The sequence below is a fragment of the Mycobacterium sp. NGS66 genome (assembly GCF_059812225.1).
Genome location: NZ_JCALCG010000009.1, coordinates 162,367 through 180,848 on the forward strand (window position 1 = coordinate 162,367; position 18,482 = coordinate 180,848).

General features: G+C 66.5%; 17 protein-coding genes. 15 read left to right on the top strand and 2 right to left on the bottom strand.

Annotation, left to right across the window (positions count from 1 at the left end):
- Positions 1 to 678 precede the first annotated feature (678 nt).
- A complete protein-coding gene (locus tag AC5Y2L_RS17675) occupies positions 679 to 1,461 on the top strand; it encodes a DUF4226 domain-containing protein (RefSeq protein ID WP_499936935.1) in 783 nt (260 codons plus the stop codon).
- Between the two features lie 67 nt (positions 1,462 to 1,528).
- Positions 1,529 to 2,569 carry a C40 family peptidase gene (locus tag AC5Y2L_RS17680; protein ID WP_499936934.1) on the top strand — a complete coding sequence of 347 codons (1,041 nt, stop codon included), beginning with the start codon at positions 1,529 to 1,531 and terminating at the stop codon, positions 2,567 to 2,569.
- On the opposite strand, the gene AC5Y2L_RS17685 is transcribed toward AC5Y2L_RS17680, so the two are convergent.
- Positions 2,517 to 3,137 (bottom strand): helix-turn-helix domain-containing protein, encoded by a 621-nt coding sequence (locus tag AC5Y2L_RS17685; RefSeq protein WP_499936933.1) that lies wholly within the window; start codon positions 3,135 to 3,137, stop codon positions 2,517 to 2,519. The two genes, AC5Y2L_RS17680 and AC5Y2L_RS17685, sit on opposite strands and share 53 nt — an antisense overlap.
- A 349-nt stretch (positions 3,138 to 3,486) precedes the next feature.
- Here AC5Y2L_RS17685 and AC5Y2L_RS17690 point away from each other — a divergent pair, with 349 nt between their 5' ends.
- The 10 genes from AC5Y2L_RS17690 to AC5Y2L_RS17735 all read left to right on the top strand — a co-directional run bounded on the left by AC5Y2L_RS17690 (position 3,487) and on the right by AC5Y2L_RS17735 (position 14,596).
- Positions 3,487 to 4,119 carry a WhiB family transcriptional regulator gene (locus tag AC5Y2L_RS17690; RefSeq protein ID WP_499936931.1) on the top strand — a complete coding sequence of 211 codons (633 nt, stop codon included), beginning with the start codon at positions 3,487 to 3,489 and terminating at the stop codon, positions 4,117 to 4,119.
- Complete coding sequence (locus tag AC5Y2L_RS17695; RefSeq protein ID WP_499936930.1) at positions 4,116 to 4,619, top strand: hypothetical protein; 504 nt, start codon at positions 4,116 to 4,118, stop codon at positions 4,617 to 4,619. The genes AC5Y2L_RS17690 and AC5Y2L_RS17695 overlap by 4 nt, the downstream gene beginning before the upstream one ends.
- The gene (locus tag AC5Y2L_RS17700) at positions 4,612 to 5,139 is read left to right on the top strand and encodes a nucleic acid-binding protein (RefSeq protein WP_499936928.1); all 528 of its coding nucleotides are present in this window, start codon (positions 4,612 to 4,614) and stop codon (positions 5,137 to 5,139) included. The genes AC5Y2L_RS17695 and AC5Y2L_RS17700 overlap by 8 nt, the downstream gene beginning before the upstream one ends.
- Positions 5,136 to 6,257, top strand: a complete 1,122-nt coding sequence (locus tag AC5Y2L_RS17705; RefSeq protein WP_499936927.1) for an alpha/beta fold hydrolase — start codon at positions 5,136 to 5,138, stop codon at positions 6,255 to 6,257. Before AC5Y2L_RS17700 ends, AC5Y2L_RS17705 begins: the two co-directional genes overlap by 4 nt.
- Before the next feature lie 31 nt (positions 6,258 to 6,288).
- Entirely contained in the window at positions 6,289 to 6,618 is a 330-nt protein-coding gene (locus AC5Y2L_RS17710; protein WP_499936926.1) for a hypothetical protein, read from the top strand.
- Between the two features lie 12 nt (positions 6,619 to 6,630).
- Positions 6,631 to 6,891, top strand: coding sequence for a hypothetical protein (locus AC5Y2L_RS17715; protein WP_499936924.1), 261 nt, complete (start codon positions 6,631 to 6,633; stop codon positions 6,889 to 6,891).
- A gap of 208 nt (positions 6,892 to 7,099) precedes the next feature.
- Complete coding sequence (locus tag AC5Y2L_RS17720; protein WP_499936923.1) at positions 7,100 to 7,501, top strand: hypothetical protein; 402 nt, start codon at positions 7,100 to 7,102, stop codon at positions 7,499 to 7,501.
- An 11-nt stretch (positions 7,502 to 7,512) separates the two neighbouring features.
- A complete protein-coding gene (locus AC5Y2L_RS17725) occupies positions 7,513 to 8,325 on the top strand; it encodes a DNA adenine methylase (RefSeq protein ID WP_499937152.1) in 813 nt (270 codons plus the stop codon).
- Positions 8,322 to 9,119, top strand: a complete 798-nt coding sequence (locus tag AC5Y2L_RS17730; protein ID WP_499936922.1) for a hypothetical protein — start codon at positions 8,322 to 8,324, stop codon at positions 9,117 to 9,119. Before AC5Y2L_RS17725 ends, AC5Y2L_RS17730 begins: the two co-directional genes overlap by 4 nt.
- Before the next feature lie 137 nt (positions 9,120 to 9,256).
- Positions 9,257 to 14,596 (top strand): helicase-like domain-containing protein, encoded by a 5,340-nt coding sequence (locus AC5Y2L_RS17735; RefSeq protein ID WP_499936920.1) that lies wholly within the window; start codon positions 9,257 to 9,259, stop codon positions 14,594 to 14,596.
- Here AC5Y2L_RS17735 and AC5Y2L_RS17740 read toward each other — a convergent pair.
- The gene (locus AC5Y2L_RS17740) at positions 14,593 to 15,090 is read right to left on the bottom strand and encodes a DUF4226 domain-containing protein (RefSeq protein ID WP_499936919.1); all 498 of its coding nucleotides are present in this window, start codon (positions 15,088 to 15,090) and stop codon (positions 14,593 to 14,595) included. The genes AC5Y2L_RS17735 and AC5Y2L_RS17740 overlap by 4 nt on opposite strands.
- Positions 15,091 to 15,401: 311 nt before the next feature.
- Here AC5Y2L_RS17740 and AC5Y2L_RS17745 point away from each other — a divergent pair, with 311 nt between their 5' ends.
- From AC5Y2L_RS17745 to AC5Y2L_RS17755, 3 genes are read left to right on the top strand one after another with little or no spacing between them, the layout of a single operon-like run.
- Positions 15,402 to 16,793, top strand: coding sequence for a C2 family cysteine protease (locus AC5Y2L_RS17745; RefSeq protein ID WP_499936917.1), 1,392 nt, complete (start codon positions 15,402 to 15,404; stop codon positions 16,791 to 16,793).
- Positions 16,794 to 16,822: 29 nt separating this feature from the next.
- Positions 16,823 to 17,350, top strand: coding sequence for a hypothetical protein (locus AC5Y2L_RS17750; protein WP_499936915.1), 528 nt, complete (start codon positions 16,823 to 16,825; stop codon positions 17,348 to 17,350).
- A gap of 17 nt (positions 17,351 to 17,367) precedes the next feature.
- Positions 17,368 to 18,258: a hypothetical protein gene (locus AC5Y2L_RS17755; RefSeq protein WP_499936913.1), complete on the top strand. Its 891-nt coding sequence runs from the start codon at positions 17,368 to 17,370 to the stop codon at positions 18,256 to 18,258.
- Positions 18,259 to 18,482 lie beyond the last annotated feature (224 nt).

The window sequence follows — 18,482 nt, forward strand, 5'->3', positions numbered from 1 at the left end:
CCCCACGTGGGCTGTGTGCGCAATCAACCGAGCCGACCGTTTAACGGTCGGGTAGAAGTGGCGCAACTCAGCATCAGTGACGGCACACCGACAGCATGCCGGTACGGAAGTGAAAGTTGTGATTGACACGCCGCGCAACCGTTAAACGGTTGCGCGGCGATAGTGCGGACACGCGCCGCGGCAGTCGCGGGGAGCGCCGAGCGCCTCACCCGAACCCAAGACCTTGACGGACTCCTGGACCGGATGCTGCACATGCGGGCACCCTAGAACCCATAGCACCCGCGTGGCTACCGCCGCTGCCAACTTTGCCGCCCACTACCAACACACCGGCAACCTCGCCGCGCGTGCGGGGTCGCCCGTGAATCCCGCCGCCGCGATAGACCGCTCGCGCGGGCATGGGTGATACTGCCGGCTATGTCGTTGACTGCGGCAATCGCCGAAGCCGGGCGAGCTTTGAGCGCGGCTCGAGGGCTATACGGAGCTAACCCAACATCGGGGGAGTGGACGTCGACTCCCGCTCTGACCGTTGGCCGCGACGGCGTCTACAAGACACAAAGGGGGGCCCAGCAATCCTGGCACGGCGACGGTGCAGGAGGCTACGCGCACGCCGCAGGACACGGTGTACAAGCGCTGGATCGGGTCACTAGCGGCGATGCCGGAACAGGACACGGGTACAAGATGGGCGCGGCTCAGGCTGTCGCAGGCCGCAGGGCAGTGGACGCCGTCATCACCAAGACGCGAGACGACCTGACCGCCCTGGCGCCCAGCGCCGGCACGCCAGCGGGACGGCGCGAGCTGATCACCTATCTGCAGGGCCAACTCCACCGAGCCAACGCCTTATTGCGTCTCTCCCAGCACCGCGATACTCAACTCGCCGCACTGATCCGCACCGCAGCCGCCGGCTACGCCCGCGCGGCCGCGCCCGCCTTTCCCGGCGCCACCGGTTTCCGTGGCCCTCAGTCGGCGGCTCAGCCGCCTGACTTGGCAGCACTGTCGAGGCTGTTCAAAGCCGTCGGCGGCCGGCCGGCACGGCGCAGTCGACAAGCGCGATCCGGGCTACATCTTGCCGCCCCTGAGGGTGCAGGTCCCGAGCACATACGCGCGGTCATCCGCAAGGCATTAGATCTCAAAGGCATCACCGATCCCGCGGCGCGGGCCCGCTGGGAAAGGGGAATGCTGCTGGTCGCCCAGCGTGAATCCGGGTTCAACGCCGGCGCCGTCAATCTCCACGACAGCAACGCCGTCCACGGTGATGCCAGCGCCGGTACCTGGCAGTTCACCAGTTCGACCTTCCGCGCCTACCACGAGCCAGGAACCTCCACGAATCACACCGACGATTTGGCCCAAGCCTGCGCCTTCATCAACTACGCCCAACGCCGCTATCACGTCCACATCGACGGATCCAACCTGGCCGCCAACATCCAGCAGGCCGACCCGACCCGTCCGCCGCACGGCTACTGAGCCGACTTCCGGGCAAAGTCGGGCTGCGTAGTGGCCTATCTGCGCCGCGATAGTCCATACTGCGGCTGTGTCGCTGCAGGAGTTGGTCGCCGAAGCAGGCCACGCGCTGGGGCAGGCTCGCCAACTGTTTGGCAACTCACCCAACGGCGGCCCCTGGTCGAGCACACCCACCCTGTCCGAAGGGCGCGCCGGCGTCGCCCAAGCTGTGAATGCCGCCGGCCCGTACTGGAAAGGCAACGGCGCAAGCACCTACCGCCAAACCGGCGGCGGCCACGTCAAGGCTTTCGACAGGTTCATCACCGCCGACAATAAAGGCGCGCCCGCACTCGGGGGGGCGGTGCGCGTCGCTTCTAGCGGTGGACAGGGGGTCGAGGGCATCATCGGAGACACCCGTGCCGGCATCGCCGCGATCGCACCCAGCACCGGCACTCCGGCAGGTCAAGCCGAATTGATCACCCATTTGCGCAGTCAGCTCGCTCGGGCCAAAGCGTTGCTGCAAATCGCCAATCAACGCAACGTCGAATTGGCGGGCATCATTCGGGCCGCCTCCGCAGGATATGGGGCGGCCCCGTTTGGCATCTCGCCGCAGATGGGGGGGCCCGCGGCTTTGCCAGCCAGTGGGGGAGTAGGGGGATCATCCCTACTGCCTAACTTGTCCGGTCTGGTCAGGCTCGCCAGTTCGCATCGTCGCGGCCAGCAGCTGGGCGAAGACCCACTCGTGCCCCACCACGACATTCGAGGCGCGGGCCCGGCGGCCCAGATGGCGGTCAAGGCCGCGCTCACCCGACTCGGACGCCCCTACGTCTGGGGAGCCAAAGGACCCAATGCCTTCGACTGCTCAGGCCTGGTGCACTGGGCATACGCTCAGGCGGGTGTGACGCTGGGAAACGACACCTACAGCATGTTTCGCCAAGGCGCTGTGGTGGCTCCCGGCGAGGTTCAAGCCGGGGACGCGATCTTCCCCCGAAGTTCGTTCGACAGCAGAGGGCCGGGGCACGTGATGCTGGCCATTAGCCCCACACAGTGCATCGAGGCCCAGCAATCCGGCGTGCCGGTCAAGATTTCGCCGATGCCGTCCTCGTTTGTAGCCCGCCGGGTTGCGCTGTAAGAGGCTGCCGGGCGGCTTCGGCGATCGCAGCGCGGTGCTGATGCAGCACGACCAGCGCCGACAACGTTTCGTTGAATGCCTCGCCCGCGTGAGGCAAGCTCGCCGAGATCAGCGACTCCAGGGTGAGCAACTGGCCATCCAACTCCCGCAACGCGGCCTGCGCTTCGGCCTGGACCCCATAACGCACCAAGATCGTGGCGCACGTCGCGGCGACATCAGACAAGCCCTTGGTCAGCGCCAGCACCTGAGCGCGGTTGCCCGCCGACCCACCGTTGGAGACCGGCGCTCCCACATTGGCCTCACCTAGCGGTGCGGGCACCTGCTCTTGGGGAACGGGCTGGCCGCGCCGCAACGCCTCCAGGGTGCCGCGCGGCCAGCGCAGGGCATCTTCGATGGCGGCGCGGTTGCCGGGCCGGGGAAACGTCTTACCCCGTTCCAGCAGGGCCGCGGTACTCAACGCCACCCCTGCGGTATCAGCGAGCTGGCGCTGGGTGTGAAGGCCCACATCGACACGCCGATCGGCGACGGCTCGACCGACGCGCGCAAGCGCGTCCCCGGTATCGCTCACCACATCCCTTGCGTGTGTCAGTCACTGCACCCTCATACGGCGCAAGCTCGGCACCAACTATAGGCGTCTGCGATGCCCCGTACACCTAAACCACGCCCTTGGAGCAGCATTTTAGGGCGCCGGATAGATGGTTTTAAGTGGCTATAGACGCCCGGTAGCCCCGCCAATCCCCTCGTATTCGCGTCAACGCGGGACAGATCGCGACGGCCACCCACGTATAAGGCTGTGCGCGGCGGGTGTCCCCCCAATTCACCACAACAGTGGACATGAGTGGCTTTGAGTGTCATAGTACGTCTATAGCGCGTAAATAGACGTTTACCGGCCGGGAACACATTCCGAGGAGCGCAAGATGACACGCAACGCCACGCACGTCACCCCGCTACTGCAGGCCCACACCGGGCTTTGCGAATACGACGACCCAGAACTGTGGTTCACCCAGACTCGTGACACTCGCGCCGCGGCCATCTGCGCGAACTGCCCAGTGATCACCGCCTGCGCGCAGGCCGCACTCGACTTGGACGTGAGCGACGGCATCTGGGCCGGGGTAGCGCTGCCCGGACCCAATGCACCCGGACTGAGCGAGGCCCGGCAACGGCTGCGGGAAGTAATCGAGCGCTACCGCCATCAACCGCGGGCGGCGCGCCGGCGCGCGATACTGCTCCGCGAAGCCATCCACTACGCCGCCACCCGCGAACATGCCCGTGAACTCATCGGCCGAGCCATCCAGTACGCGACCCTCGAACAGGCCCAAGCCCTTGAGGGCCTCCGCAGCGCCATCGACGACAACCGATGCAAGCCCCCACCGCCGCAGCGCGGCACGGCTCTGCTGATCCGCGACGCGACCCATTACGCGACCACCCACAGTCACAGCAGCGCAACCCGCCCGCGCAGCCACCGCACAGTTCGCAACGAACGGGCATTCACGCCCCCCGCCGCCCCACAAACCTTCGTGTACTGCGACGACCGGCGCGGGCTGCCATGAGCGCCACTCTGAGCCTGCCAACCCAGCAGAAGTGGTTTACCCGACTACGCAGCGGCAAGCCGCATCAAATCATCGCCGGTCAAACCCCCTACCTGCATCGCTGGTTTCTCATCCCGCCCAACCGCCGGCTCAATTGCTACCTGCACCACTTCATCGGCTCCGACCAGCCCAGCGTGCTGCACGACCACCCGTGGTGGTTCCTGTCGGTATGCCTGCACGGCGGATACCTCGAAATATCCCGCAACCGCACCCGCCGTCGGCGGGCAGGAACAATCGCGCTACGCGGCGCCCAACACCGCCACCGCATTGAGCTTCTGCGCGACGCCAACGGCGCCGAACGGCACTGCTGGACCCTCCTGTTGACCGGGCCGCACCTTCGCCAATGGGGATTTTGGTGCTCGAGCCCCGCTGGTGAACCCGATCGATTCGTGCCCTGGCAACAATTCGGCTCCGCCGGCTGCGGTCCCCAGCTGCCCTTACCGGGGGGCAGCGATGAGTGAAGCGCGCACCATCATGGCGGCGGCCCTAGCCGAACGCGTCCCAGAAGTTGCCGAAGGTCTCGTTGAAATCGTCGGGGCAGCACGCGAACCGGGACGATGGGCCAAAGTCGCCGTGCACACCAGCCTGCCCGGCATCAATCCTGCCAGCATCTGCATCGGGTGGGCCGGTGTACGGGTGGCTGACGTCGAAAAGCGCCTCGGCGGCGAACGAATCAGCATCGTGCGCTTCGACTCCGAGCCCACCCGCTACGTCCTCAACGCGCTGAACATCCCCGGCGCGCGCGCCGAAATCACCCATTCTGACCATCCCCGCATCCGGGTCATCGTGTCCGAAACCGACTACCCCCGCGCGCTTGGCCGCGCCGGGCACAACGTGCGGTTGGCCCGCGAGCTGACCGGCTGCGCCATCCAAATCTGCACCACCGACTGCCAAGGCACCGACCATCGCCATCCCAGCGCGGGCATCACCCCACCACGTAGTGACGGTGTGCGCCACACCCAGGCACCGGGGTCGACATGACGACCGCAACGCCGGCCGCACCACCCATGACGCTGGCCGCACCGGCAAGAACTTCGACCCAAATGTGTGCGGCCCTTGACAATCCATGGCAGGGCGCACCGGGCACGACCGAGCCCGAGCGCAGATCTTCAACCCGGCGAGGCGATTTCGGCCGGTTGCCACCGCCTCGCACCGTGCACGCATTGGCCGCTGACGGTGTGCGCCTGAACGGGACCGAATACGGTAACCCCGCGGCAGCCCACACGGTAGTGTTCCTGCACGGCTTCTGCTTATCGGAAATGGCCTGGGCCAGCCAGATTCGGGCCCTCATCGCGAGCTACGGCCCCGCGATCCGCGTCATTAGTTACGACCACCGCGGCCACGGCCAATCCCAGGGCGCCCCGCAAAGCACCTACCGAATCCGTCAGCTCGCCGACGATCTCGCCGCAGTACTGACCCAGCTACACGTCGCTGGGCGCCTCACGCTGGTCGGTCACTCGATGGGGGCGATGGTGGCCCTGTCCTACGCTTGCCGCCCACAGCAGCCGGTGCGCCCCGACGGATTGGTTCTCATTGGCGCAGCCGCGGGCCGCATCACCCAACGAGGTGTCGGCCGATTGCTGAGCAGCCCCGGGGTGACCCTGGTGTGCCGACTGGGCCGGCGCACACCGTCGCCCGCCCTGCGTGGTCTGATCGCACCCATCTGTGCGGCGGTGGGGCATCGCCTCGCTGGTCGGTCCGCGCAGGGCACGCTCATCGACGTGATCGCTTCAGCTTTAGCAACCACCCCCGCGGCCACCGTCTTTGGTTTCCTGCCCGCATTTCGTGATCACGACGAATACCCCAACCTAGGCCTGGTACGTGCCCGCACGGTGGTGATCAGCGGCCAGGCCGACGTGTTGACCCCGGTCGCCCACGGCCTGGATCTCGCGGCCGGCGTCCCCGCCGCCGAGCACATCTGCATCACCGGTGCCGGACACATGTTGGCGCAGCAGGCATTTGAGACCGTCCACCGCGCGATCACCCGCGTTGTCGGGGTCGACGGCGCGCTCACCACGCTGGCGGTACGCGAAAAGAACTCACCCGCGCAGCAGGGCACGACAGACTGCGCGCGGTCAGGCCAAGCGCGGATCCGGTGATCAATCTATGCGCTAGACAACGAGATTGCTCATGACGCCACAACAATTCATCGCCGCCATCGAAGCCGCCGCCGTGCAATGCACGCCCGAATCTGCGGCATCGATCATCCAGTGGCTGACACTGCCCGACCGGTGTTGTCCTCGCGCCGAGGGTGATCCGGACACCGATGCCACCCACCGGGCCTTCTTGATCATCGCCACACCGCTAAGTGCAGGCCCGCACCTCCGGGCGACTGGATTGTGCGCCTGTCCGGCGGTGCGATGCGGCCCTGTCGGCCAGACCTTTTCGAACACGTCGATGGGCCGCCCCGGTGACATCCCAACCACAACACTTCGCCACCCACACAACATTCCCGGCTAGGAAAGGACCCCCATGCCATCGACGGGCAGCGTCGACACCAGCACCCCGCCAGCCCACCCGGGCTGGCTAGTAGTCGATCCCACACAGCACCCCTATGCCTGGTACAGCCTCGCCCGCGCATGCGACGCGGCGACCGCGCTGAGCATCCTCGAACCCGACGCCGCCCTGCGCGGACACATGCTCGGCCGCGGTTGGTCGGTCCGCGCCGGTGCTGGCACCGAATTACTCGCCCCAGGCAAGCATCCCGAGAGGCAGCGTTCCCATGGCCTCTAGCGGCGCATCCGCGCACCCACTCCGCCTACCTCATCAGCCCCCATGTCGCTGTTCCACCAGCCAGGCCAGTGTCGCCACAGCGTCGGGGAACGTCGCACACAACAGTAACCCGACCCTGCGCCGAGCCCTTACCGCTGGGCTCCGCTGGCTCTACAGCACCGTGCAACCCGATACCGCACTGGTCGAGCGCCGTGGTGCACAACTCACCGTGAACCCGCGCATCCTGCGCTTTATCCCCATCAGCGTTTGCGGCAACCCGCTCATCGTTGTCGACCTCGCCCGCGACATCCGATGGGGCCTAGGCCAACTCAGCCCGCCGCTGAACACCCTTCCTCCCGACGAACTACCTGCGCTGCTCGCCGAACTCAACCAACTCGACATCCCCACCAACGCCACCGGCTATCACGGCATCACCGGCACCGTCAGTCTCGGCCAGCCGGCTCACCCGTCGCTGGTGGCCGCGGTGCACCGCTTCGACCGCGGCTGCCCCTACCACCGCAGCCAAGTCTGCGAAGCGCCGTTACGCGACGGCGGGCAAGCCTGCAGTTGGCACAGTGACGGTCACCGCGCCGCCATCTGGCCCGACGCCATCACCGAAGGCGGCACGTGATCGCGCCGCCCATGCCCTATTTTGGCGGCAAAACCCGTGTCGCCGCGCAGATCTCGTCTCTCCTTCCTGCCCATCAACATTATGTTGAGCCGTTTGCGGGCAGCCTTGCCGTGCTCCTGGCAAAAGGCCCGAGCCGCATGGAAACGGTCAACGACCTCGACGGCGACCTCATGGCCTTCTGGCGGGTGCTACGCGACCAGCCCGCCGAGCTTGCGCGAGTCTGTGCGCTCACCCCCCACTCGCGAGCTGAGCACCAATTCAGTTACACCGCAGCACTGGAAAGCCTCGACGATCTGGAGCGCGCTCGCAGGACCTGGGTGCGGTTGACCCAAGGCCGCAGCGCCACCCTGCGCAAGACGGGCTGGCGGTATCACATCGACCCTGCCGGCGCCTCAACACCGATGCCCGGCTACCTCGATGCCTACGTCGACCGCATACTCGCCGCTGCGCGGCGACTGCACCGAGTCAGTCTGGAATGCCGTCCCGCGATAGACGTCATCACAGCCTATGGCGCATACGACACGGTCTGCCTCTACGTCGACCCCCCGTACCTGGGTACCACTCGCTGCCGCAACTACCGCACCGAGATGGCCGGCGACAACGAACACGCCCAACTGCTGGACTGCGTTTTAGCCGCCCAGGCAGCTGTGCTCATCAGCGGCTACGCCAACGACCTCTACGACACCGCCCTACACAGCTGGGATCGGATCGAAATCCCTTCTGCCACAACCCAAGGCGGCGCCTACGCCGCGCGGACCGAGGTGCTGTGGTCAAACCGGGCGATTTGCCCCCCGGCCCTGTTCGACGCCCGGAGAACGCAATGACCTCCCACGATGCCCACGCCGCGACGGGTCAATGGGTGGCTGAGCGTGGACTGCGCGCCTTTATGTCCGCCCACGGCTACCCCGACCCTGCGAGCATGCGATCGGAGCGCACAATATGGCACGGAGCAACCGACCAGATCCCGACCAGCCGGGTCTGTTCGACATCTTCGGCAGGGACGGTGGTGGTGACCAGCCCAGAGATACGTCAGATCGTCGACGAGGCCTATGCGGGCCCGCTGCCGCTGCCCCAACAGTGGAGCCCGGCCCAGCGCGAGGAGTTCCTGGAATCGGTGGCGGCGCGCATCGGCCGCCAGGTCGCGCAGCTCGCGGCCGAGATGGGGGCCCAGGCGGTGGGGGAGTGGACCCAAACTCACGGGGCACATCCGGATTACCTGACCAAGGTGGGATTGCTCAACACCGCGCGCAGTCAGGCGATGGAGATCGTGTTGACCAACGAGCTCTACGAGAAGATCCCGGCCCCACCCGAGGAGCCGAACGAGCTGTGGGGCTCATCGGCTCACCCGCCGATCGACCGCAGTCAGCTGCCGTGGGATCAGCGCTGGACCAACCCGCAGTACCGCAGCGACCCCAACGAGGACATCGAGGCCCTGACCGCGCAGCTGTGGCCGGCACCGGCCTATTCGGCGCTGTTTCGGATCAAGGCCGGATACCTGCTGGCGGCCCGAGCCGAGGACGGCCTGGAGCTGCCGAGCATCCGGGGCGGGCCACTGACCGAGCAGTTGACCGCGATGGTCTATCAGGATCTGCGCGACGACGGACTGCCCGAGCGGTAACTGCCCAGCCCTCGCTGTTCGACGAACCCGACCAGCCCACCGACCCGCGGGCGATCGACCCCGGCGGCGCGCCGCTGCCCCCGCCCACACCAATCCCGGCGGCTGACGAACCCGCCGCCGAGCTCGCCGCAGACCAGGTGTCCAGTGTCGAATCCGTCGCCGACCGCGATCTGACGCCGGCAGAGGGGCAGTGGGGCAGCCCTACCGACTTCCCGGCCCACCTCGATCCCCTGGTGCCCTCGGGGGCCAAGGCCCGCGCCCGCGCCAACATTGCCGCCCTGCGGCTGCTGCGCACCCTGCAAAGCGCGCAGCGCCCGGCCACCCACCCAGAGCAGCGCATCCTTGCCGCGTGGTCGGGGTGGGGGGCGGTGCCGCAAGTATTCGACCCGCGCGACCCTGACCTGGCTGCCGAACGCGCCGCCCTGGCCGCCCTGCTGGACCGCGACCAGTATCGGCAAGCTGAGGCCTCCATCCTCAACGCCCACTACACCGACCCCGCGATCGCCGCGACCGTGTGGCACGCACTAGGTCGGGCCCGCTTCAGCGGGGGCAGGGTACTGGAACCGGGCTGCGGCAGCGGCACCTTCATCGGTCATGCCCCCGATAACGCTGTCATGGTCGGTGTCGAAACCGACGCCACCACCGCGGCGATCGCCGCCGCGCTGTACCCATCAGCACAGATCCGCCATGAGGGCTTTGAAACCACTCGCGTGCCCGAAAACAGCTTCACCGCCACCGTCGGCAATGTGCCGTTCGGCCGCTACGCCGTCACCGACCCCGCACACAACGCTGCCCGGCACTCCATCCACAACCACTTCATCATCAAAGCGTTGGCCCTGACCGCACCCGGCGGCTACGTGGCGGTGCTGACCAGCCGCTACACCCTGGACTCCGCCAAATCGGCCGCTCGGCGCGACATCGCCACCAAAGCCGACCTCATCGCAGCGATCCGTCTCCCGTCTCGAGCGTTTAGTCGCGTGGCGGGCACCGACGTCGTCACCGACCTGCTGATTTTGCGGCGCCGCGACCCCGCCCAGCCCGCACCCGAGCCGCCGGCCTGGATCGACGCCGCGCCCACCGACCTCGTCGACCCCGCCACCGGCGAGACCCACAGCCTGCACATCAACACCTACTTCCTCGACAACCCCGACCACGTGCTCGGCCAGCTTCGCCTAGGTCACGGGGTGCACGGATCCGCCCAACTCGTCGTCGCCGGGGACAGCGGAGCCGAACTGGCCGAGCAGCTGCGCGCCCGGCTCACGCCGCTGATCGACTCCGCGGTGCGCCGCGGCTTGGGGCTCACCGCTACCGCGGCCGACCTCACCGACGTCTCACCCCGCGCGTTCGATCCCGGCCTGATCACCGCCGCCGACCGCGGCGAAGACACCCCGCTGTACACCCTGCGCTACAACCCCGACACCCGCGGCATCGAACACTGGACCGGCCACCAATGGGAACCGCACAAAACCCCGAAAACGCTGGTCGCAGAAACCCGTGAACTGATCGCCCTGCGCGACATCGCGGCCAGCCTGATCGCTTCCCAACGCGACGGGCGCCCCGGCGCCGAACGCGACCAGCTGCGCGGTCACCTCAACACCCTCTACGACACCTACGTGCGCCGCCACGGCCCGCTGAACCGCTTCACCTGGGTCTATCCCAGCATCACCGAGCAGCGCAGCGCCCAGCGCCGCGCCGCGGCCGAAGCCGCCTGGCGCGCCGCCGAAGGCACCGCTGCGCGCCCCTACGACGGACCCATACCCGATGAACTGGCCACCCAGTGGGAACACGAGGCCTCCGAACCCCCCGCCCCGCACAAAAAACGCCGCCACCTCGACGGCGGAATGCGCCACGACCCCGGCTGGGCGCTGGTGGCCGCCCTGGAAATCTTCGACGAAGACACCGGAACCGCGACCAAATCCCCCATCTTTTCCACCGACCTGCTCACCGCCGCAACAGAACCCACCACCGCCGACACCCCCGAAGAAGCCCTCGCGATCAGCTTGGACCGCACCCAACGCGTCGACATCGACCTCATCGCCTCCCTGCTGGAAGTCAGCACCGACGACGCCCGCGAGCTGCTGGCCGGGCTGGTCTATCCCAGCCTCGACGACCCCGGCGAACTCATCCCCGCCGTTACCGCCCTATCCGGAAACGTGCGCACCAAACTCGGTCGCGCTCTAGAGGCCGCCCACACCGACCCGCGCTACGGCGACTACGCGCGCGCGCTCCGCGCGCTGCTGCCAGTGCAGCGGGAAGCCGAAGACATCCGGGTGCGCCCCGGCGCGCCGTGGATCCCCGCACCGGTGATCGCGGCTTTCGCCGAAAAAACTTTCGGCACAACCGGTGTGACCGCCGAGCACATCGCCGGGCGCTGGGTTGTCGACATCGCCTCCTACAAACGTCACGGCAGACTGATGACCGACGAGTGGGGGCTAGACCGGCGTGGCTGCGACGCGGTCAGTCTGCTCGAGGCCGCCTGCAACTCCAAAGCCGTCCTGGTCAACGACCAAGACGGAGTCCTCGACCCGCAGGCCACCTTCGCCGCCCAAGCGAAAATGGCCAAAATCAGCGACGAATTCGCCCGCTGGCTGTGGTCGGATGAGCAGCGCCGCGATCGGCTGGTCACCGAATACAACCGGCGGTTCAACTCGCTACGCGCTCCCAGTTACGACGGGTCACACCTGCGGCTGCCCGGCATGTCGGACCACTTCACCCCGCACTTCTATCAGCGAAACGCGGTGGCGCGCATCATCAGCGAACCCACCGTGCTGCTCGACCACGTCGTCGGTGCCGGCAAGACCGGCAGCATGGTGGCCGGCGCAATGGAATTGCGCCGCCTAGGCTTGGTCCGCCAACCCTGGCTGGTGGTTCCCAACGCCATCGTCGAACAAGTTGGGCGCGAAGCCAAACAGTGGTACCCGGCCGCCAAAGTCCTGCTCGGGTCGGCGGCCACCACAGCCGACGGCCGCCGGCGCTTCGTCGCCCAAACAGCGTCCAGCGACTGGGATCTGGTCGTCATCCCGCAATCAGCGTTCACCGCGATCAACGTCTCCACACAACTACGCATCGATTACATCGAAGACCAGCTCGACACCTTGCGCACCCAACTAGAATCCGCCGAATCCGACCGCAGCAAAAAGCGCATCGAGCTTGCGATCAAAACCGAAAAAGCCCGCCTGGAAAAACTGCTGGCCGCCAACAACAAAGACGTCGGCCTCCGGTTCGAGGAATCCGGCTGCGACTATCTGATGATCGACGAGGCCCACACCTACAAAAACCTCGGACGCACCTGCAACATCGAAGAACTATCCTGCGCCAATGCCTCCCAGCGCGCCGAGGACCTCGCCCTCAAACTACGGGTGCTGCGCCAGCGGCGCCGCGATGAAGCCCACGCTCAAGGCATTCCGGCGCACCGCGTCGTCGAACGCGTCGCCACCTTCGCCACCGGAACACCCATCGCCAACTCCCTCGGCGAGCTGTGGGTCATGCAAACCTTCCTGCGCCCCGACCTGCTCGAGACTGCCGGCGTCGCCGAGCTAGGGGACTGGGGTGCCGCATTTACCGCCACCACCACCACCATCGAAGTCAACTCCACCGGCACCAAACTGCGCCCAGTCACCCGCGTCGGAAAATTCACCAACCTTCCCGAACTGCTGGCCCTATCGTCGACCTACACCGACGTCGTCACCCGCGAACAAGTGCCCGTTCAACTGCCGGCACTGCACACCGGACAACGCCAAATCATCAGCCTGCAACCCGACACCGAAGTCGTCGACTTCATCACCGACCTCGGCTGGCGCCTAGACCACCTCGACGCCCGCAACCCCCAACGCGACAACCAACTCAAAATCAGCACCGACGGGCGCAACGCATCCCTCGACCCCCGCCTGGCCCACCTAAGCCCACCGCGTCACAGCCGCGCCGCCGCGGCAGCAGAGCTTGCCATCGGGATCTACAAGCGCTACCGCGAGCGCGCCTACACCCATCCCGACACCGGTGCCCCCGCCGGCACCGGCGCCCTGCAAATCATGTTCTGCGACCGCGGCACCCCCTCCAAACACGCCGGCCAATTCACCATCTATGAAGCCCTCAAAGACGAGCTCGTGGCCCACGGCATGCCCGAGCAGGCGATCCGCTTCGTCCACGACGCCAAGACCCCCCAAGAACGCCACAGCCTGTTCTCCCAATGCGTCACCGGAGAGGTCTCGGTGCTAATCGGCTCCACCGAGAAAATGGGCACCGGCGTCAACGTGCAAGCCCGCGCCGTGGCCCTCTACCACATCGACGTGCCCTGGCGGCCCTGCGACCTCGAACAACGCGAAGGCCGCATCCTGCGCCAAGGCAACCAAAACCTCGACGGCATCCACATTTTCACCATGGTCACCGAATCCAGCTACGACACCGTCATGTGGCAAAAGGTCCAAGCCAAAGCCCTGTTCATCGAACAAATGCGCCGCAACGAAGTTCTCGACACCGAGATCGAAGACCTCTCCGGCGGCGACATCGGCACCGCCGCCGCCGAAACCAAAGCCATCGCCACCGGAGACCCCCGCTACCTGCGCCAAGTCGAACTCGACGACACCGTCAAGCGCCTCACCGCGCTCGAACGCGCACACCAACAATCCGTGCGCCACCGGGACTTTCAAGTCCGCGTCCTAGAACGCGCCATCCCCAACAAACAACGTGACATCGACGAACTCGCCCCCGTCGCCCGCAAGGCCGCAGCCGTGGCCGCCGCCGGCGGCGCGCCCCGTATCACCGTCGGCGATACCACCTACACCGAACGCGTCCCTGCCGCCCAAGCATTCTCCGCTGTCTGTCGCCACGCCTACACCGCAGGTAAAGACCGCGGCGCCAGCCGCTTTGAGCCGATCGGCGCCGCCATCAACGACATTCCAATCCTGGCCGCCCGCGACCTGACCCACGACCAACTGTTGTTACGCCTGGCAATACCGTCGCGCACCGCCGACATCGACGGCGTTGAATTACTTTCCACCGCAAGTGGTCTGGGCGCTGAGATCAACGGCCCCAAACAGCTCGGCCTGTTACGGCGCTTGGAAAACCTCTACACCGGCCTACCCGAGCACCACGCCGGCTTGCAATCCGAACACGCCCGCGACCAGGCCGCCCTCGACGACTTCCTCGCCAATCCGCCAGCACCCTTCGAGCACGCCGACGAACTGGCCGCCAAAGACACAGAACTCAAGGCCCTCACACTCGAACTGCGCATGGCCGCCCAAAGTCCCGAGGCCAAAACCAAAGCCGCACAAGCAGAACAACGCATGACAGCCCGCGGCCGCAAACCCGGCTGGAGCCTCCTACTGAACCCCACACCCGCCCTGCTCGAAGAACTCGGCTACCCCAGCGCCGAGGCTCTGCGCCGAGTCATCCGCACACGCGAAAAACTCAGCCTGGAGCGCCACCACAAGATCGACAGCCCCGAACCCAAGCGCGACGACCCGGTGCCCGACCTCTAGACGCGGTAAGTTGTTGTGGCCGCCGACAATGCCGAACCGCGCCCCATTGACTCGTGCTGCGCCTGGCGTATCACCGCGAGCAGCTCACCAGCTTTGCCGTGCAGAAACTGCGCCATTTCCATCTGCGCACCCACCGCATCCAGAGTGGGACGCCGCGCCGCGACGCCTTCTTCAAGATCGGCCCGAAGAGCACGCAAACGGGCGCAAGCAGTCTGGGCTGCTGCATGCGCGCCCTCCAGCGCCGCAGCCACCCGTTCGTCGGCCACGGCGCGCCGAGCGTGGACCGCAGCAAGGTCGGCCGACATTGCAGCGGCCGCACCCGCCCCCGACCCACGCATATCCGGTATGGCCATACCTGTCAGCGGTGGGGGAGCGCCGGCGCCGGACAGACCAGCACGCCCCAGGGCTTCATCTGGGGCGGCCGACACCGCGTCGGCGAGCAGGGCATCGATGCCGCGGAGCAATTCCAGTAGCTGCGCTTCCCAGAAAGCCATGCCACCGACCATAAACGGCTGCTCCGCCCGCCGCCAACGCCTGCTCCGCCCGCCGCCAACGAAAAACCTTCCGTGAACGTCCACCGCTTTGGGCGCACCGATCGTCGATGTCGGCGCCGAGCATAGCCGAGCCGCCGCCCGTAATGCTACGGTGCGCCAGTGGGGACCACTCAACCCAATGCCTTGGCGCCGGCAAATGATGCCGGTGGCGCGGTCACCACGTTCGCCCGTCCGCCAGCACCGCGGACTCGCGCCTCCTGGGCGCCCAACGCATCCACCCCGTATCCTTCCTAAGCCGCGGGTTTCGGCGTATGGCTGACATTTCACCCAGCTCCCTGACCGGGCTCATTGACCAAACCCGAGCCGCCCTGCGCCGTGCCGCCGACCTGATCCCAGCTAACCCGGCGTTGCCGCCGACTTTGAACACCACCACACTGGCGGCGGCCCACCAAAGCCTGCGCTCCCAGCAGACCGCGGCTGCGCCACCAGCATTCAGCGGAACCGGCGCACGCACCTACACGACCGCACTGCGAGCCTCGACGGAAGCACTGGCCGACTACCTCGGCGCCGACCACAGGCTCGCCGCAGGCTACGACGCCGCCGCGGCCAGCGCCCGCGCCGCCCGAGCCAAACTCGACAGCATCGTCTACGACACCGACGACGGTATTCAGGCACTGCTGCCCACAACGAACAGCGCAACCGGGCGCGACCAGCTCGCCACCTACCTGCACAATCAACTCGGCAAGGCCGGCGCCGTGCTCACCGACACCCAACACGACAGCAGCGCCGCCGCCTCCGTCATCCGACCCGCCACCGCGGGATACCACGTTGGCCCGAACCACCGCAACGGTCACATCCGCAGCGCCGGGATGGGTGAGCCCTTCGACGATTTCGAAAAGCGCCGGCTGTGGACCGATAAAGATCTCTACCCCCACGAGCCCAGCGCTGCTGACATCAAACAGAAGTCCATTGGCGACTGCTACTTCGACGCCACGATGGGAGCAATCGCTCATGCCAATCCTCAGTGGATCAAGGACCGCATCCACTACGACCCTAAGACCGGCACCTTCGATGTGACTCTGTGGAATGGCCATGCGTGGCAACACATTACGGTCACCCAAGATGATATCGGAACCGACATCGACCATCACGGGGCTAGCTGGATAGATCGCGACCACCCCAACGCCCCGCTGTGGCCGGCCGTGCTGGAGTCGGCCTACGCCAAGTTGCACAACCCCGACCAAAGCCTCGGGCAGGCCCTCGAATACGGCATCGGAAAAGGCGGGTCCGCGCCGGATGCCTTGCAAGCGTTGACCGGTAACCGCGGAGTGAACATCGACCCTAGGCGGGTTTGGTACACCGAGCAGCATATCGATCAGGCCATCTCGACAGCATTGGCGCACCATCAACCGGTGACGATCGCGACCACAGACCACGGTGGCCCGCTGGTCGGTCCGCATGTGTACATCGTGGAAGGCATCGACGGGGTTGGCAGCGACGCCAGGCTGACCCTACGTAACCCCTGGGAAGATAATCCGCGCGACCCGGGGAACCCCTTGATCACAGTGCGGCTCGGCGACGTCATTGGCTCCGGGCCGACCGGGGGATTTGACCGGCACAACACCCATCATCCGTCGCAGGGCGTGAATATTGGCGAGCTCCCTGTAGCAGGAGGCGAAGTCGCGGCAGGCCGCCGCCAGTGAAGGTGAACCAGTCAACCAAGTTATGGGCCATGGCTGCAGCAACATTCGTCGTGGTTGCCGTTGGAGCCGGTGGGTACGTCGTGGTGCAGTACGAGTTCGCGCGGCAGCCATCATCGCTGAGCAGCCTGCCTGAGTATCCGTTTGCCGACTCCACCTACCCGATCGATGACATCCCCACGCCGGAACGTGACCACGCAAAAGCGGTATTGCGGCACCTCGCCGCCGGCATGGCCCCAGGCTATCGCCCCACCGCCGAGCGCTTCCTGGCCAGCAAAGGCGAATTCATCTGGGACGCGGTCCGCAGCGGCCTCGACGGCTACTTGTCCGACGCGAACTTTCACATTCACGACGTCGGGCAATTACCGCACCAAGAAGGTGACCCGGCTTACGTCGTGTGGACTCGCACCAACCGATTGCAGCACTGGTTCAACCCCAACCACATCCTCGCCATCGGCTTGCAAGACACTGTCCGCGCCGCGCAGCCACGTGAAGAACTACACGTCTACGCCTACTTCGAACTGATGCCCGCCGCGCCTCGCACCCGAAATGCTTCCTAAGCCGCGGGTTTCGGCGCATGGCTGACACCTCACCCAGCTCGCTGACCGGGCTCATTGAGCAAACCCGAGCCGCTCTGCGCCGCGCCGCCGACCTGATCACCGCTAACCCGCCGGCGCCAGCCACGCTGAACACCACCACACTGGCGGTCGCTCACCAAACCCTGCGCGCCCAGCAGAGCGCGGCGACGCCACCAGCATTCAGCGGAACCGGCGCACAGACCTACACGACCGCACTGCACGCCTCGGCCGAAACCATGGCCGACTACCTCAGCGCCGACTACAGGCTCGCCGCAGGCTACGACGCCGCCGCGGCCAGCGCCTGCGCCGCCCGAGCCAAACTCGACGGCATCGTCTACGACACCGACGACGGTATTCAGGCACTCCTGCCCACGACGAACAGCGCAACCGGGCGCGACCAACTCGCCACCCACCTGCACAATCAACTCCACAAAGCCCGCACCGTGCTCACCGACACCCAACACCACAGCAACGCCGCCGTGTCCATCATCCAAGCCGCCGCAGCCGGCTACCACCTGCCCCAAAGTCATCGGGACCCCAAACCCCAGCCGCCGCCCGATCCAGCCCCATGCTGCTGGATCGGAACCGAAAACGGCGACGTTGCCAAGCTATGCCCACCCGACACCGACACGGTCACCTACGTCGACCGCGACGGCAATTATGTGGCCAAAGACCTTGCAACCGGAGAAGTTACGATCATGCACCGCCCCGGTCAGACCGAAGGTGGCAGCTGCTGGTTGGGGAGCGCCACCGCAGATCGCTCCATATGCGGACCCTGCGCCGTGCGATGGATGTATCCGCGCAACGGATTCCTGATTACCGAAGAGCTAGGCCCGGATGGCAAGTCCCACATAATCTTTCAAACACCGCTCGGACCACTCATACCGTAGAGCCACGCTGACCGGGATTCCACCCAGACTCACCGCCAGTGCGAGGCCAAGACCACCACCCCGATGAAATCACCGGGAGCGGCTCGAATTTCAACTCGCCGACATTCGCCGAATCACCATGCAGGAGCCCAAATGACAGCGGCCGTCAGCCCGACAACCGAGAAGAAACTGCGGAACGCGATGGAACGGCTACTCGCAGGACAGCCGGTCCGCACGGATGGCCG

Bases quoted from the DNA above. Each gene is read 5' to 3' on its own strand.
- AC5Y2L_RS17675 (WP_499936935.1), top strand. From the start codon at position 679: ATGGGCGCGGCTCAGGCTGTCGCAGGCCGCAGGGCAGTGGACGCCGTC.
- AC5Y2L_RS17690 (WP_499936931.1), top strand. From the start codon at position 3,487: ATGACACGCAACGCCACGCACGTCACCCCGCTACTGCAGGCCCACACC.
- AC5Y2L_RS17695 (WP_499936930.1), top strand. From the start codon at position 4,116: ATGAGCGCCACTCTGAGCCTGCCAACCCAGCAGAAGTGGTTTACCCGA.
- AC5Y2L_RS17700 (WP_499936928.1), top strand. From the start codon at position 4,612: ATGAGTGAAGCGCGCACCATCATGGCGGCGGCCCTAGCCGAACGCGTC.
- AC5Y2L_RS17705 (WP_499936927.1), top strand. From the start codon at position 5,136: ATGACGACCGCAACGCCGGCCGCACCACCCATGACGCTGGCCGCACCG.
- AC5Y2L_RS17710 (WP_499936926.1), top strand. From the start codon at position 6,289: ATGACGCCACAACAATTCATCGCCGCCATCGAAGCCGCCGCCGTGCAA.
- AC5Y2L_RS17715 (WP_499936924.1), top strand. From the start codon at position 6,631: ATGCCATCGACGGGCAGCGTCGACACCAGCACCCCGCCAGCCCACCCG.
- AC5Y2L_RS17725 (WP_499937152.1), top strand. From the start codon at position 7,513: ATGCCCTATTTTGGCGGCAAAACCCGTGTCGCCGCGCAGATCTCGTCT.
- AC5Y2L_RS17730 (WP_499936922.1), top strand. From the start codon at position 8,322: ATGACCTCCCACGATGCCCACGCCGCGACGGGTCAATGGGTGGCTGAG.
- AC5Y2L_RS17740 (WP_499936919.1), bottom strand. From the start codon at position 15,090: ATGGCTTTCTGGGAAGCGCAGCTACTGGAATTGCTCCGCGGCATCGAT.
- AC5Y2L_RS17745 (WP_499936917.1), top strand. From the start codon at position 15,402: ATGGCTGACATTTCACCCAGCTCCCTGACCGGGCTCATTGACCAAACC.
- AC5Y2L_RS17750 (WP_499936915.1), top strand. From the start codon at position 16,823: ATGGCTGCAGCAACATTCGTCGTGGTTGCCGTTGGAGCCGGTGGGTAC.
- AC5Y2L_RS17755 (WP_499936913.1), top strand. From the start codon at position 17,368: ATGGCTGACACCTCACCCAGCTCGCTGACCGGGCTCATTGAGCAAACC.